Annotated in this window: 18 protein-coding genes; 4 read left to right on the top strand and 14 right to left on the bottom strand. The window is 65.8% G+C overall.

Annotated elements, in window-relative coordinates; genetic code table 11:
* A partial coding sequence (locus ACI1US_RS13390; protein ID WP_461640899.1) for an MFS transporter occupies nt 1–696 on the bottom strand: 696 nt, incomplete at its 3' end.
* A gap of 49 nt (nt 697–745) precedes the next feature.
* Between ACI1US_RS13390 and soxR the strand changes: the two genes are divergently transcribed.
* Complete coding sequence (gene soxR, locus ACI1US_RS13385) at nt 746–1,243, top strand: redox-sensitive transcriptional activator SoxR (protein ID WP_461640898.1); 498 nt, start codon at nt 746–748, stop codon at nt 1,241–1,243.
* On the opposite strand, the gene ACI1US_RS13380 is transcribed toward soxR, so the two are convergent.
* Nucleotides 1,237–2,316 (bottom strand): GNAT family N-acetyltransferase, encoded by a 1,080-nt coding sequence (locus ACI1US_RS13380; protein WP_461640897.1) that lies wholly within the window; start codon nt 2,314–2,316, stop codon nt 1,237–1,239. The two genes, soxR and ACI1US_RS13380, sit on opposite strands and share 7 nt — an antisense overlap.
* Before the next feature lie 97 nt (nt 2,317–2,413).
* Between ACI1US_RS13380 and ACI1US_RS13375 the strand changes: the two genes are divergently transcribed.
* Entirely contained in the window at nt 2,414–2,905 is a 492-nt protein-coding gene (locus tag ACI1US_RS13375; protein ID WP_461640896.1) for a YqeB family protein, read from the top strand.
* The gene (locus ACI1US_RS13370) at nt 2,902–3,714 is read left to right on the top strand and encodes a PaaX family transcriptional regulator C-terminal domain-containing protein (RefSeq protein WP_461640895.1); all 813 of its coding nucleotides are present in this window, start codon (nt 2,902–2,904) and stop codon (nt 3,712–3,714) included. The genes ACI1US_RS13375 and ACI1US_RS13370 overlap by 4 nt, the downstream gene beginning before the upstream one ends.
* A gap of 95 nt (nt 3,715–3,809) precedes the next feature.
* On the opposite strand, the gene ACI1US_RS13365 is transcribed toward ACI1US_RS13370, so the two are convergent.
* Nucleotides 3,810–5,402, bottom strand: a complete 1,593-nt coding sequence (locus ACI1US_RS13365) for an FAD-dependent monooxygenase (RefSeq protein ID WP_461640894.1) — start codon at nt 5,400–5,402, stop codon at nt 3,810–3,812.
* Nucleotides 5,403–5,491: 89 nt separating this feature from the next.
* On the opposite strand from ACI1US_RS13365, the gene ACI1US_RS13360 reads away from it, so the two are divergent.
* Entirely contained in the window at nt 5,492–6,127 is a 636-nt protein-coding gene (locus ACI1US_RS13360) for a CGNR zinc finger domain-containing protein (protein WP_461640893.1), read from the top strand.
* 15 nt (nt 6,128–6,142) lie between these two features.
* Here the strand turns inward: ACI1US_RS13360 and map are convergent, their stop codons facing one another.
* The 11 genes from map to rplX form a co-directional block, all read right to left on the bottom strand.
* A complete protein-coding gene (gene map / locus ACI1US_RS13355; protein ID WP_461640892.1) occupies nt 6,143–6,985 on the bottom strand; it encodes a type I methionyl aminopeptidase in 843 nt (280 codons plus the stop codon).
* Entirely contained in the window at nt 6,986–7,564 is a 579-nt protein-coding gene (locus ACI1US_RS13350; RefSeq protein WP_416550227.1) for an adenylate kinase, read from the bottom strand.
* On the bottom strand, nt 7,561–8,886 hold the full coding sequence (gene secY, locus ACI1US_RS13345; RefSeq protein ID WP_416550228.1) for a preprotein translocase subunit SecY: 1,326 nt from the start codon (nt 8,884–8,886) through the stop codon (nt 7,561–7,563). Before secY ends, ACI1US_RS13350 begins: the two co-directional genes overlap by 4 nt.
* A 153-nt stretch (nt 8,887–9,039) precedes the next feature.
* Nucleotides 9,040–9,501, bottom strand: a complete 462-nt coding sequence (gene rplO, locus ACI1US_RS13340; RefSeq protein ID WP_416550229.1) for a 50S ribosomal protein L15 — start codon at nt 9,499–9,501, stop codon at nt 9,040–9,042.
* Entirely contained in the window at nt 9,498–9,686 is a 189-nt protein-coding gene (gene rpmD, locus ACI1US_RS13335) for a 50S ribosomal protein L30 (RefSeq protein WP_416550230.1), read from the bottom strand. The genes rplO and rpmD overlap by 4 nt, the downstream gene beginning before the upstream one ends.
* On the bottom strand, nt 9,686–10,396 hold the full coding sequence (gene rpsE, locus ACI1US_RS13330) for a 30S ribosomal protein S5 (protein WP_416550231.1): 711 nt from the start codon (nt 10,394–10,396) through the stop codon (nt 9,686–9,688). The genes rpmD and rpsE overlap by 1 nt, the downstream gene beginning before the upstream one ends.
* The gene (gene rplR / locus ACI1US_RS13325) at nt 10,393–10,767 is read right to left on the bottom strand and encodes a 50S ribosomal protein L18 (RefSeq protein ID WP_416550232.1); all 375 of its coding nucleotides are present in this window, start codon (nt 10,765–10,767) and stop codon (nt 10,393–10,395) included. The genes rpsE and rplR overlap by 4 nt, the downstream gene beginning before the upstream one ends.
* A 2-nt stretch (nt 10,768–10,769) precedes the next feature.
* On the bottom strand, nt 10,770–11,306 hold the full coding sequence (gene rplF, locus ACI1US_RS13320; RefSeq protein ID WP_416550233.1) for a 50S ribosomal protein L6: 537 nt from the start codon (nt 11,304–11,306) through the stop codon (nt 10,770–10,772).
* A 6-nt stretch (nt 11,307–11,312) separates the two neighbouring features.
* Entirely contained in the window at nt 11,313–11,711 is a 399-nt protein-coding gene (rpsH, locus tag ACI1US_RS13315) for a 30S ribosomal protein S8 (RefSeq protein WP_059063313.1), read from the bottom strand.
* 111 nt (nt 11,712–11,822) lie between these two features.
* Nucleotides 11,823–12,401: a 50S ribosomal protein L5 gene (rplE, locus tag ACI1US_RS13310; protein WP_416550234.1), complete on the bottom strand. Its 579-nt coding sequence runs from the start codon at nt 12,399–12,401 to the stop codon at nt 11,823–11,825.
* Entirely contained in the window at nt 12,401–12,763 is a 363-nt protein-coding gene (gene rplX / locus ACI1US_RS13305) for a 50S ribosomal protein L24 (RefSeq protein WP_416550235.1), read from the bottom strand. Before rplX ends, rplE begins: the two co-directional genes overlap by 1 nt.
* Between the last annotated feature and the right edge of the window lie 4 nt (nt 12,764–12,767).

The following is a 12,767-nucleotide window of genomic DNA, read 5'->3' as shown; positions in this document are numbered from 1 at the left end:
CGCCGCCGCGAGCACGAGTGCCATGAGCGACAGGTATGGCAGGGGCTCTACCGCGGCTGTGTGCTGCCCCTTGCGCGGGAGGGCCTTGAGCGCCACGAAACCGAGCACGACTGCAATCGCCGCGAGCGCGCCGTACGCTGATCGCCACGCCTGCAACTCGGCGAAGATGCCGCCAAGGCTTGGCCCGACGAGGGCCCCGATCCCCCACATTGCCGACACGAGCGCCGAGGCTTTCAGCCACAGCGCGCGCGGGAGCGCCGATCGGATCACCGCAAACCCGAGTCCGGCCAGCAGGCCGCCACCCATTCCCTGCAGCACCCGGCTCGCGACAAATAGCTCCATGCCGCTGCTGAGCGCTGCCGCTGCGGAGCCGAGCGCGAATCCGCCGAAGCCTAGCAGGTAGGCTCCGCGGGCCCCGAGCCCGGCGATAGCGCGGGCTACCAGCATCGACGAGACGACAGCGGCGACGAGGAAGCCCGTCGCCACCCAGGCGAACAGGTGTGCGCCGCCGACGTCAGCGACGATCGACGGCAGGAGCGCCGCCGTGAAGTAGAGGTTCATCGCGTAGAGCACCGTTCCACCCGCGAGGACGGCCACGGTGGCGGAGTGGCCGCGGGAGAAGAGTCGCTCTCGGGGATGGTTCGCTGCGGCGGCGGCAATGGGGATCGAACTGGTGTTGGGGCTGGATGTAGTCACACGAGCTACACTAAAACTTCAAGTGCACTTGAAGTCAAGCGAGGCCAGAATGCTCGAACGCAAAACACCGACCGACCTGCTCAGCGTGGGCGAGGTCGCCGAGCGGGTCGGCATCGCCACCTCCGCCGTCCGCTTCTACGAGCAGGAGGGCCTCATCGCGTCGATTCGCACGGCGGGCAACCAGCGGCGCTACCCCAGGCACGTCCTCCGGCGACTCTCGATCATCAACTACGCCAAGCGTCTGGGGATCCCACTCACCGAGGTGGCCGAAGTGTTTGCACAGCTACCTCCGGATCGGATGCCGTCGAAGCGCGACTGGAAGCGCATTTCCCAGCGCTGGACCGCGCTCCTCGATGAGCGGCGCCGTCGGCTCGATGCGCTGCAGGCTGAGCTCGCCGCGTGCATCGGCTGCGGCTGTCTCTCGCTCAACGACTGCAACGCGCTCAACCCCGGCGACGTGCTCGCCGGCCAGGGCGTTGGCGCTGTTCGCCTGGACGAGGACTTCTCCGACAGCAGGCCACCCACTCGCCGAGGCCCCGTTCAGTAACGCTTCGCGTACGTCACCGTCCGGTCCCGCTCACGAAAGCCCAGCCGCTCGTACATCGCGAGCGCACCGCTCGGGTTCGCGGCATCAACGTCGAGCACTGCGCTCGCCAACCCCCTGCGCCGGTACGCGCGCAGTGCCCGAGCAATCACGGCGGTCGACAGCCCCGCGCCACGCCACCGGCGAACCACGCCGATCGTCGCCAGGTATCCAAAGCGCTCGCCACGCAATCGCCACTCGCTCCGGTGCAGCTCCGTGAGCGCGAACGCAGCGACGCGAAGCGGCTCGTGCGTGGCGCCACCGCCCTCGACGGCGAGAACCGAGAGGCGCGGAGCGAACCCGCCGACCGCGCTCTGCCTACGCCACTCCGTGCGACCAATCGGGGCAAAGCCCCAGTGGTCCCGAAAGGCTTCGTTCAATGCGATCCGCACCGCCTCGCTATGCCCGAGGCGAAACGGCACAAGGCGTATCCCCGCCGGCAACTTGCGCTCGGGGAGCCCCGGTTCGACCTGCCGCGCAAGCGACGCCCATGAGCGCTCCAATCCAAACCCGGCGCTCACGTAGAGCGCGGTGGCTGCCACACACGCGGTACGGCTGTGCACCGCGAGCAGCCCAGGCAACGTGCTCCGCGAGGTCGCGAGGAGCTGAAGCCCGCGGGCCTCCTGCCAGGCGAGCAGCTGGCGACCGACGCCTCGCCCCCGCAGGTCGGGGTGCACCACCCCGGACAGCGCCACTTCGAGGTGCTGCGGCACGCCGCCAGGCATTGCCGACTCCGGCTCCTCACCGAGGCTCGCGTAGCCCGCGGCAAGCGCCTTGCCGTTTGGCCCGAGCCCAATCACCCCGTCACGTTGGGGGTCGAAGCGTGGCGCGCGCAACTCGTGGCGCACCGCGCCGACGCTTCCAGCATCAGCGGGGTGGTCGAGTTCACCGGCCGCTGTCTGCAGGCCGTGCAGTCGGCGCGCGTCACTGCGGCGCAGCGGACGCCAACGCAGCGGGACGTCGCCCGCCAGCGCTGGCAGCGGCGAGAGCGCCGCGGGCGGGATGATCCGATCCGACAGGGCGGGGCCGTCACTCATGAGCCACTCCTTCTCCCGCCGATTCGCGCCGGGGGAAGCAAACCTATTGAGCGTGATACGATCGTGTCAAGTTCGATAGTTACACCGAAGGAGCGATGTGGATACACCCCAGCAGCCCACAAGCGAAACAGTGCTGCGCATGTCCGGCGGCACCAAAGCACTCGTCTGGCTCACCCTTGGCGCCGCAGGCGCAGGTCTTGGGTTCGCGCTCCCGTGGCTACTGCAGCGCATCGCGACCTGGCCGATCCCCTACATCGACGCGCTGAAGTTTCTCGGCTCATTCGATGCGCCACTCATGGTCATCGGCAGACCGGCAGTACTTGCCCTCATTGGGCTCGCCATCGCATTCTTCATCACCTACGAGGCAGCCGAACTCACGATCAGTGACACCCAGATCCGCATCCGCGAGGGCGATGACGCCCGCATTGTCACGCGCGCGCAGGTCGGCGGCGTGTATCGCAAGGGCGGAAAACTGCGTATCGAGTCGGTCGAGGGCCGCATCCTCTTCAACGACGACGTCGAGGGCGGCGGCGTAGCGATCGAGCGCGCCTTCACCAAGCACGGCTACCCCTGGGAGGGCGCAGCATGAGCGCGCTGCCCAGCGCCGTCTCGGCCCGCACCATCATCGAGGGCAGTTTCGATAAAACCGGTCTAGCCGAGCTCGCGGGCGTCTACGATGTTGGACTCGCGCTCGGGGTTCCCGAGCAGACAGTGCGGCTCGCGATCCGCCGCATGGCGGCCGCTGGAGAGCTCGTTCAGGAGGGGCGCGGGCGCGCCGGGCGGATCATTCGCAGCAGCGATGCGCTGCGCCGCAGCCGCTCCGAGTCTCGGCTGATCGACTTCGCGTTCGCGCAGGACGCGGGCGCGCACCCCTGGGACGGCAACTGGCGACTCTACGCCTTCTCGGTTCCGGAGTCCGCGAGGCCCGAACGCGACGCGCTCAGGGCCGGGCTGACCGCGTTTGGTGCGGCACCAGTCGCATCGGGCCTGTATGCCACCCCGCACGATCTGCGGGAGGGGCTGCTCGACTATCTCCCGCCCGGGGTGGTCGACCGCTGGCTCATCTCCGCCGCGACGCCCGACCTCGTGCTGCCAGGCCGCCACAGCACAACCGCAATCGTCGAGCTGCTATGGCCTGCGGGCGAAACCCTCGCGGCCTACGAGCCGCTCGCGAACGTACTCGCTGGTACTGAGATCCCCCGCACCTCTGACCCGGTTGCCGCGACCGCCGCGGCGCTGTTGCTCGCCGAGGGGCTCGACAGGGCGCTGAGCGTGGATCCGCTCCTGCCGGGCGAGCTCAGACCAAGCGACTGGCCGCCAGCCACCCTGCGCGCACGCTTTCTGCACAGCTGGGAGCAGCTCCGGGCGCTGGGGTCGACGCTTCCCGTGTTCGCATAGCCGGGCGTACCGTCCGCCGTCCCCACCTGACACCTGCCGATCCAGCGCGCGTGCCCCCAGAGCACTATGCCCACCGCTCGCTGACGCGTGGCCGCCTAGGCGTCGCGCGAAACCGGACCCGCAAGGCATTCCGAGAGCGCAGCCACGAGCCAGGCACCCTTCGCGGCAACGCCAGGCACGTTCGAGGCTCGGCCAACGTCACCCGCACCGGGAAAGTGGGCGGCAACGTGGCCGTCGGGGCGCACCAGCAGGGCATCGCCCGCGCCAAGCTGGGAAAGCACCGCAGCCCCAGCGCCCGCGAGCTCCCCAGCACCCTCGCTGCCCGCAGCAAGCTCGAGCGCGACATAACCAACGGGGAGCGCCAGCGGCGCTGCCGCGATTGCCGCGATCCATTCCGCGTCCGCACCTCCCGTGACCACGCGAAACTGGCCAGCGGCCCCGTCGAGCGAGGAGGCGTCCCGACCTTCGAGCCACGCGTGCGGCAGTCGCCTGCCGAGCTCCGCCGAGGCCGAGTACACTCCCGGAGCAAGCGGGCTTGACGGCGGGTACCCGGTGCCGAGCAGTAGCTCGTCATCGATCCCGTACGCACGTGTGCTGTTCCCGAGCGATACCTCGATCACAGCGGCCCCGACCGGGCGACGCTCGACCGTATACCGGTCGAGCAGCGCTGTGCTCGCTTCGCCGCGCACCACCGCGCCGAGCTGCCACGCGAGTGTCTCCGCGTCGCCGATACCGACGTTCATGCCGTGCCCGCCCGTCGGCGGTGTCTGGTGCGCCGCATCACCGGCGAGCAGCACCCGCCCCGCGCGGTAGGTGTCTGCGATTCTGGCGTCCATTTGCCACACCATCGTGTCGCGGATCTCCAGGTGTAGTTCGGGATCCCCCACGGCGTCGCGAATCAGCTCCGTTATGGCCCCACCGTCGGCGCGCAAGGCACCAACATCCACTCCGGCACCGACCGGGTACTGATAGACCCATTCGGTGTCGTTGTCGACGGCCAGAAAGCCGCCTTTTCCACCAGCAATGAAGTACGAGGTCGCCTCGCGCCCGCGCATTGCTTCCCCGAGCGGCGCGCTGAAACGCACGGACAGAAACCTCGCAAGCCCGGTTTCCCCGGTAAGGCCGATCCCAACGGCGGCGCGCACAAGACTCCGCGCCCCGTCGCAGCCCACCACATACGCCGCGTGGTGCGACTGCTCATCCTGCGCGGTCGGCGACGAGCGCGGATGCGCCCGCACTGCGACGCCGCTCGGCCCCGGCGACAGCGACGTGACACGCTGCCCGAAGCGCACATCTGCCCCCGCGGCGGTTGCGGCCGCAAGAAGTACCGGCTCAAGCCGGTCTTGCGAGCACAGCGCGCCAGGGGCCGGCGTGTGCGGGGTGTCGGCACCCGAGAGGGGTGGACCGAGTTCGGCATTTGGGTCCAATAGGTTCGCGCCCCGGAAGAATCTCACGTGCTCACCCGGGAGCGAAGCCGCGCGTACCGCTTCCTCGAGTCCGAGCGACCGGAACGTCTCCATCGACCGCGCGGAAATTCCGCGCGCCTTGGGGTGCATCGATGTGCCGGGGTGCGCCTCAAGGACGCGGACGCTCAACCTCTCGCGGCTCAGCAGGGAGGCAAGCGTCAGCCCCACCGGGCCCGCCCCAACGATGAGAACGTCAATCTGGGCGTCTGCAACTGTAGTCATTGGGAATATCGTAACGCCTTTTTCGCGTTTTGTCGTTACACTAGTGTGATGCGCACGAAATCTCGCCCGTCGGCAACTGCGAACTCGCGGTGAGCCCCGCACAGCCTCGACAGGCTGCCAACACCGAACGCCCGCGCGGGCTACATTTCGCCGTTGCGCTCGCAAACTCAGCCCACCCCGCAGTCGAGTGGGCTGGCCTCGCGAGTGCCCACGGTGACAGCGAACTCGGCGCACGCAGAGTCGACTCTGCAGACCTCGCGCGGGCTGTCGCCGAGATTCGTGCGGTGTTCGCGATCACCGACAACACCCTCGCCGCGACCGCACTCAACCTGCTCATGGCCTCGTCCGATAGCCCGGGCGCGATAGTGGGCAAGGAAGCGCGGCCGCGAGGTACGGAGCTGACGCAGCTGGAGAATGGGCGGTGGGCCCTGCGCCCCCGGACTACCGCAGAGGAGACAGCCGCCGCGGTGTATCGCGCGCTGACGGCGTTCGCCGTCGCGGAGTGGCTCGCAGAGCGTGGCCGCTGCGCGTGGGGCGTCTGCGCCGCGGAGACGTGCACCAACGTCTTCGTTGACGAGGGTCGGCGCACGCCGCAACGGTTCTGCTCGACCCCGTGCGCGACGCGCACCCGGGTCGCGGCGCACCGCCGGGCAAGCAGCACGACCGTAGGCGAAGCACGACGGCACGCAAAAGCCGCCAGCCCCAAAGGGGGACCGGCGGCTTGAGCAGACACAGCGAGCTTACGGAATCGGAACCGGTGTGATCCCGAACTGAGCGAGACCTGCCGCTCCCCCGTCCGCCGCGGTGAGCACCCAAATTCCTTCGGCATGCACGGCAACGCTGTGCTCCCACTGCGCGCTCATTGAGCCATCCGCAATGGTCACGGTCCAGTCATCATCCTGCACGACCGTGTCGATCGTGCCCGCCGAAATAATCGGTTCGATCGCGACAACCAGGCCGGGCTTTACCTCGGGCCCGCGGCGCTGCACTGGAACGTTGAACACCGGCGGATCCTCATGCATGCTCCGGCCGATGCCGTGCCCGATGTAGTCCTCGAGCACCCCGAAGTCGCTGTGCTTGCGCACGTAACCCTGCACGGACTCGCCGACCTCGTTGAGGTGCTTCGCACGTGCGAGCCGGGCGATGCCCTGCCACATCGCCTGCTCGGTGACGTGCGAGAGCTTCTCGTTCGCCTCGGTGAGTTCGGGGCGCGAAGGATCAGGAATCACCGCGGTGAACGCCGCATCGCTGTGCCAGCCGCCAATGACCGCGCCAACGTCGAGCGACACGACGTCGCCGGGTTCGAGCGGTCGATCCGTAGGGATCGCGTGCACGACATCGGCGTTCACGTTCGCGCAGATCGTGTGCGTGTACCCGGGCTCGAGCATAAAGTTCGGCTCTCCCCCGCGGGCGCGAATCGCTGCCTCAGCGAGCGCGTCGAGCTCGAGCGTCGTAACGCCCGGGCCGACAGCCGCCCGCATGGCAGCAAGCGCGTCAACGGCTGCGAGGCCAGGCTCGACCATGAGTCGAAGCTGCGCAGGCGACTTGTAGATCGACCGGCGCAGAAATCCGCGTCGTGACACTTAGCGTCCCAGCTGCGCGTTGAGTGCGCTGGAGATGCGCTCAGCAACCTCGTCGATGCCGCCGAGCCCGTCAACGCTCACGAGGATGCCGCGCTTGGTGAACAGCTCGATGAGCGGCTCAGTCTGTTCTGCGTAGACGTTCTGCCGGTGGCGAATGACGTCCTCGGTGTCGTCAGCGCGACCCTCGAGCTCTGCACGCTTGAGCAAGCGGGCCACGACCTCATCGGTGTCAGCCTCGAGCAGCACGACAGCGTCAAGCGAGTCGCCCTCGATCATGCCGTCGAGCGCCTCGACCTGCTCCACGTTGCGGGGGTAGCCGTCAAGGAGGAAGCCGGATGCCGCGTCTGCCTGCTGCAGCCGATCCTGCACGATCTCGTTGGTGAGCGTGTCCGGGACAAGCTCACCGGCCTCGATGATCGCCTGGACGCGCTGGCCGAGCTCGGTACCGCCCTTGATGTTTGCGCGGAAGATGTCGCCCGTCGAGATCGCGGGGATCTCGTAGGTGGCGGCGATCTTCGCAGCCTGGGTTCCCTTGCCCGCGCCGGGAGGGCCGATGATGAGAAGACGGGTTACTGTCACTTGAGAAGTCCTTCGTAGTGGCGCTGCTGCAGCTGAGCGTCAATCTGCTTGACGGTCTCGAGGCCGACACCAACGATAATGAGGATCGACGCGCCACCGAACGGGAAGTTCTCGTTCGCGCCGAAGAATGAGAGTGCCACCAGCGGCATCAGCGCAATCGCGCCGAGGTAGAGCGAGCCGGCGCTGGTGATGCGCGTCAGCACATAATTCAGGTACTCGGCGGTCGGGCGGCCTGCACGGATGCCAGGAACGAAGCCCGAGTACTTCTTCATGTTGTCGGCGACCTCTTCAGGGTTGAAGGTGATCTGCACGTAGAAGAAGGTGAAGCCGATCACCAGGAGGAAGAACACCAGCATGTAGAGAGGCTGATCGCCGTACACGAGGTTGTTCTGAACCCAGACCACCCAGGCGGCAGGCTCTTCGCCAACCTTGCCCTGGTTGAACTGCGCAAGCAGCATCGGGAGGTACAGGATCGCCGAAGCGAAGATCACGGGGATCACGCCCGCCATGTTCACCTTGATCGGGATGTAGGTGCTCGAGCCGCCGTAGGTGCGACGCCCAACCACACGCTTCGCGTACTGCACCGGGATACGGCGCTGGGACTGCTCAACGAAGACGACCGCGCCAATGACGACGATGCCCACGAGGATCACGAAGAAGAAGACCTCCCAGCCACGCTGCTCCTTGATGACCCAGAGGCCACTCGGGAAGGTAGCTGCGATGGAGGTGAAGATGAGCAGCGACATACCGTTGCCGACGCCGCGCTCGGTGATGAGCTCACCGAACCACATGATGAGGCCGGTACCGGCGGTCATCGTGATGATCATGATGAGGATCGCCCACCACTCCTGCGCAACCAGGTTCTGGCAGGCCTGGTTCGAGAGGGTGCCGAAGAGCTGACCGGAACGCGCGACAGTAATCAGCGTCGTCGCTTGCAGCATTGCGAGCGCGATCGTGAGGTAGCGGGTGTACTGCGTCAGCTTCGCCTGGCCCGCCTGGCCCTCCTTGTGGAGAGTCTCGAAGTGCGGGATCACTACGCGAAGAAGCTGAGTGATAATCGACGCCGTAATGTACGGCATGATGCCGAGGGCGAAGATCGAGAGCTGCAGGAGTGCGCCACCGCTAAAGAGGTTGACCATGTCGTACAGCCCCGCGGTGCCGGTGCCCGCGTTCGATGCGAGACACGCCTGCACGTTGTTGAAGTCAACAAACGGGGTCGGGATGTGTGAACCCAGCCGGAACAGTGCAACTATTCCGAGCGTAAAAACGATCTTCCGACGGAGGTCGGGGGTACGGAAGATCCGTCCAATGGCGCTGAACAAAACTTAGCCTCCTGGATAGTTCGCCGGACGTTTCCGGCGAGGAGCAACTAGACCAGCCTACACTGGCGGCGCGTGCTGAAAAACAAGAAAAAGGGAGATGTGGGAACCTTCGGGCTCCCACACCCCCCTTTCAGACGAGCAAAGCTCGAATGGTTACTTCACTTCTCCGCCTGCAGCGACGATCTTCTGCTCAGCTGAGCTCGAGACCTTGTCGACCTGCACGGAGAGCTTGACCTTGAGGTCACCGTTGCCCAGCACCTTGACGGGCTGGTTCTTGCGCACGGCACCCTTTGCGACGAGATCCTCGATCGTGACGTCGCCACCCTTCGGGTACAGCTCCTCGAGCTTCGCGACGTTCACCACCTGGTACTCAGTCTTGAACGGGTTCTTGAACCCGCGCAGCTTCGGGGTGCGCATGTGCAGTGGCATCTGGCCACCTTCGAAGCCTGCACGGACCTGGTAGCGCGCCTTGGTGCCCTTGGTGCCGCGGCCTGCGGTCTTACCCTTAGATGCCTCACCGCGACCCACACGGGTCTTCGCAGTCTTCGAGCCGGGAGCCGGGCGAAGGTGGTGTGCCTTCAGCACGGAACCGCGCTCTTCGTTGTTCTCGCTCATTCGTCGATCTCCTCAACCTGGACCAGGTGAGCAACCGCACGAACGTAGCCGCGGTTGGCCCGGGTGTCCTCGCGAACGACCGACTGGCCGATCTTGCGGAGACCGAGGCTGCGCAGCGTGTCGCGCTGGTTCTGCTTCTCACTGATCACGGACTTCGTCTGCGTAATCTTCAGGCTCTTAGCCATTACGCACCTGCCTTTGCCTTTGCGGCAGCGTCGGCCGCGGCCTTCGCCTCAGCGCGCACGAGGCGAGCCGGAGCGACGCGGTCGAAGTCGAGCCCACGACGAGCTGCGACGGAGCGGGGCTCCTCGAGCTGACGCAGTGCCTCAACAGTCGCATGCACGATGTTCAGGGTGTTCGACGAACCGAGCGACTTGCTCAGGACGTCGTGGATGCCAGCGCACTCGAGTACGGCACGCACCGGGCCACCGGCGATAACACCGGTACCTGCTGCTGCCGGACGGAGGAGAACGACGCCGGCTGCGGCCTCGCCCTGCACCGGGTGCGGGATCGTGCTGCCGACGCGAGGCACGCGGAAGAAGTTCTTCTTCGCCTCTTCGACGCCCTTCGAGATTGCGAGGGGAACTTCCTTCGCCTTCCCGTAGCCGACGCCTACGGTGCCGTTGCCATCGCCGACCACGACAAGCGCGGTGAAGCTGAAGCGACGGCCGCCCTTGACGACCTTCGAGACGCGGTTGATGGTGACAACACGCTCGAGGAACTGGCTCTCGACGCGCTCACGGCCACCGCCACGCTCGCCACGGGTGCCGCGGTCGCGGCTACCGCGACGCTGCTCACGGGGCTCGTTGCGGTGATCACTGTTCTGCACCTCTGCGGCCGGAGCCTCGGTCTGTGCTTCAGTAGCCACTTCCTGCTCCTTAGTTTCGTTGCTCACAGCGTCAGCCCTCCCTCGCGAGCGCCATCGGCGATCGCTGCGACACGGCCGGCGTACTTGCTGCCACCGCGGTCGAATACGACTGCGTCGACGCCAGCTGCCTTTGCGCGCTCGGCGACGATCTCGCCAACCTTGCGGGCCTTAGCGGTCTTGTCGCCGTCGAACGCACGCAGATCAGCTTCCATCGTCGACGCTGAGGCCAGAGTGTGGCCCTTCGAGTCGTCGATGACCTGAACGAATACGTGACGTGCCGAACGGGTGACTGCGAGACGCGGGCGCATCTCGGTACCGACAATCTTCTTGCGCAGGCGGGCGTGGCGGCGAACGCGCGCAGCCGAACGACCCTTTGCACGGGTGATGTTAGCGGCCATGGTTACTTACCAGCCTTTCCAGCCTTGCGGCGAACAACCTCGTCGGCGTAGCGAATGCCCTTGCCCTTGTAGGGCTCCGGCTTCTTCAGCTTGCGAATGTTCGCTGCGGCTTCGCCAACTGCCTGCTTGGAGATGCCGCTGACGGTGATCTTGGTGGAACCCTCGACCGTGAGCTGGATGCCCTCGGGAGCGTCGAAAGCGACCGGGTGCGAGAAGCCGAGCGCGAACTCGAGGCCCTGGCCCTTCTGCTGCACGCGGTAACCGGTGCCGACAACCTCGAGCGACTTCTTGTAGCCCTCGGTCACACCAAGCACGTTGTTGAAGATGAGCGTGCGGGTAAGCCCGTGCAGCGCTCGTGATTCACGCTCGTCGTTGGGGCGCGAGACCAGGATCTGGCCGTCCTCAACTGCGACGCGAATGGGCTCAGCAACGACGAGCGTGAGCTCGCCCTTCGAACCCTTGACCGTGACCTTCTGGCCGTCGATCTTGACATCTACACCGCCGGGTACGGCGATGGGAAGCTTTCCAATACGTGACATAGCGAATTACCACACGTAGGCGAGAACTTCTCCGCCCACGCCCTTCTGCTCAGCCTCGCGGTCAGTAAGAAGACCAGAGGAGGTGGACAGGATCGCGATGCCAAGGCCACCGAGCACGCTCGGGATCTCAGTCGAGCCTGCGTATACGCGAAGGCCGGGCTTCGAGACGCGCTTGAGGCCCTCGATCGAGACCTCGCGGTTCGGGCCGTACTTCAGCGTCATGGTGAGGGTCGTGCCGACTCGCGCCGCCTCGACCTTCCAGTCGCTGATGTAACCCTCGCGCTTGAGGATCTCGGCGATCCGCTCCTTCAGCTTTGAGCCGGGAAGCGAAACGTCGTCATGATGTGCGCTATTTGCGTTGCGCAACCGGGTAAGCATGTCTGCTACCGGATCAGTCATCGTCATGATTGACTCTTTCTTTTTCGCCTGGTTTCACGCCCCGTTACACGGAACGCGACCTAGGTGACACGCGAACGGGGTGCCCGGTTCCCCGGGCACCCTATCCGCTTGGACTATTTAGTTGTCAGCCTTGAACGGGAAGCCGAGCGCCTTCAGCAGCGCGCGACCCTCGTCGTCGGTCTTTGCGGTGGTGACAATGGTGATGTCAAAACCACGCACGCGGTCAATCTTATCCTGATCGATCTCGTGGAACACACTCTGCTCGGTCAAACCGAACGTGTAGTTGCCCGCACCGTCGAACTGCTTGTCCGAAAGTCCGCGGAAATCGCGGATACGGGGCAGTGCGAGGTTCACCAGACGGTCAAGGAATTCCCAGGCGCGGTCGCCACGAAGCGTGACGTGTGCGCCAATGGCCTGGCCCTCACGCAGCTTGAACTGCGCGATGGACTTGCGAGCCAGGGTGACCTTCGGCTTCTGGCCGGTGATCTTCACGAGGTCAGCAATTGCGCCCTCGATCACCTTGCTGTCGCGAGCCGCCTCGCCAACGCCAGTGTTCACAACGATCTTCACGAGACCGGGAACCTGCATGACGTTTGCGTAGGAGAACTCTTCACGGAGTGCCGGGACGATTTCGCCACGGTACTTCTGCTTCAAGCGAGGCTGGATTTTGCCAGCCGCCACAGCAGCTTCAGACATTAGAGGTCCTTCCCGGACGACTTCGCGTAACGCACGCGAACCGTCTTCTTCTTGCCGTCCTTCTCAACCTCTTCGACGCGGAAGCCAACGCGAGTCGGCTTCTTGGTCGAGGGGTCAACAACAGCAACGTTCGACACGTGGATGGGAGCCTCGACGGTCTCGATGCCACCCTCCTTCGTACCGCGGTCGGACTGGCCGACGCGGACGTGCTTGGTGACGTAGTTCACACCTTCGACGATCAGACGATCGGTCTCGGTGAGAACTTCGAGCACGGTACCCTGCTTGCCACGGTAGCCACCGCGCTCCTGGGTCGGGCCCGAGATGACCTCTACGAGGTCACCCTTCTTGATCTTTGCAGCCATAGGA

Source organism: Leucobacter sp. BZR 635 (assembly GCF_048061935.2).
In the GTDB taxonomy this organism is placed as follows: Bacteria; Actinomycetota; Actinomycetes; order Actinomycetales; family Microbacteriaceae; genus Leucobacter.
This window is presented reverse-complemented; position numbering and strand designations above follow the sequence as displayed.

Excerpts from the sequence above, each read along its gene's own strand:
- soxR (WP_461640898.1), top strand. The coding sequence starts at position 746 with ATGCTCGAACGCAAAACACCGACCGACCTGCTCAGCGTGGGCGAGGTC.
- ACI1US_RS13380 (WP_461640897.1), bottom strand. The coding sequence starts at position 2,316 with ATGAGTGACGGCCCCGCCCTGTCGGATCGGATCATCCCGCCCGCGGCG.
- ACI1US_RS13370 (WP_461640895.1), top strand. The coding sequence starts at position 2,902 with ATGAGCGCGCTGCCCAGCGCCGTCTCGGCCCGCACCATCATCGAGGGC.
- ACI1US_RS13365 (WP_461640894.1), bottom strand. The coding sequence starts at position 5,402 with ATGACTACAGTTGCAGACGCCCAGATTGACGTTCTCATCGTTGGGGCG.
- rplO (WP_416550229.1), bottom strand. The coding sequence starts at position 9,501 with ATGAGCGAGAACAACGAAGAGCGCGGTTCCGTGCTGAAGGCACACCAC.
- rpmD (WP_416550230.1), bottom strand. The coding sequence starts at position 9,686 with ATGGCTAAGAGCCTGAAGATTACGCAGACGAAGTCCGTGATCAGTGAG.
- rplR (WP_416550232.1), bottom strand. The coding sequence starts at position 10,767 with ATGGCCGCTAACATCACCCGTGCAAAGGGTCGTTCGGCTGCGCGCGTT.
- rplF (WP_416550233.1), bottom strand. The coding sequence starts at position 11,306 with ATGTCACGTATTGGAAAGCTTCCCATCGCCGTACCCGGCGGTGTAGAT.
- rpsH (WP_059063313.1), bottom strand. The coding sequence starts at position 11,711 with ATGACGATGACTGATCCGGTAGCAGACATGCTTACCCGGTTGCGCAAC.
- rplE (WP_416550234.1), bottom strand. The coding sequence starts at position 12,401 with ATGTCTGAAGCTGCTGTGGCGGCTGGCAAAATCCAGCCTCGCTTGAAG.
- rplX (WP_416550235.1), bottom strand. The coding sequence starts at position 12,763 with ATGGCTGCAAAGATCAAGAAGGGTGACCTCGTAGAGGTCATCTCGGGC.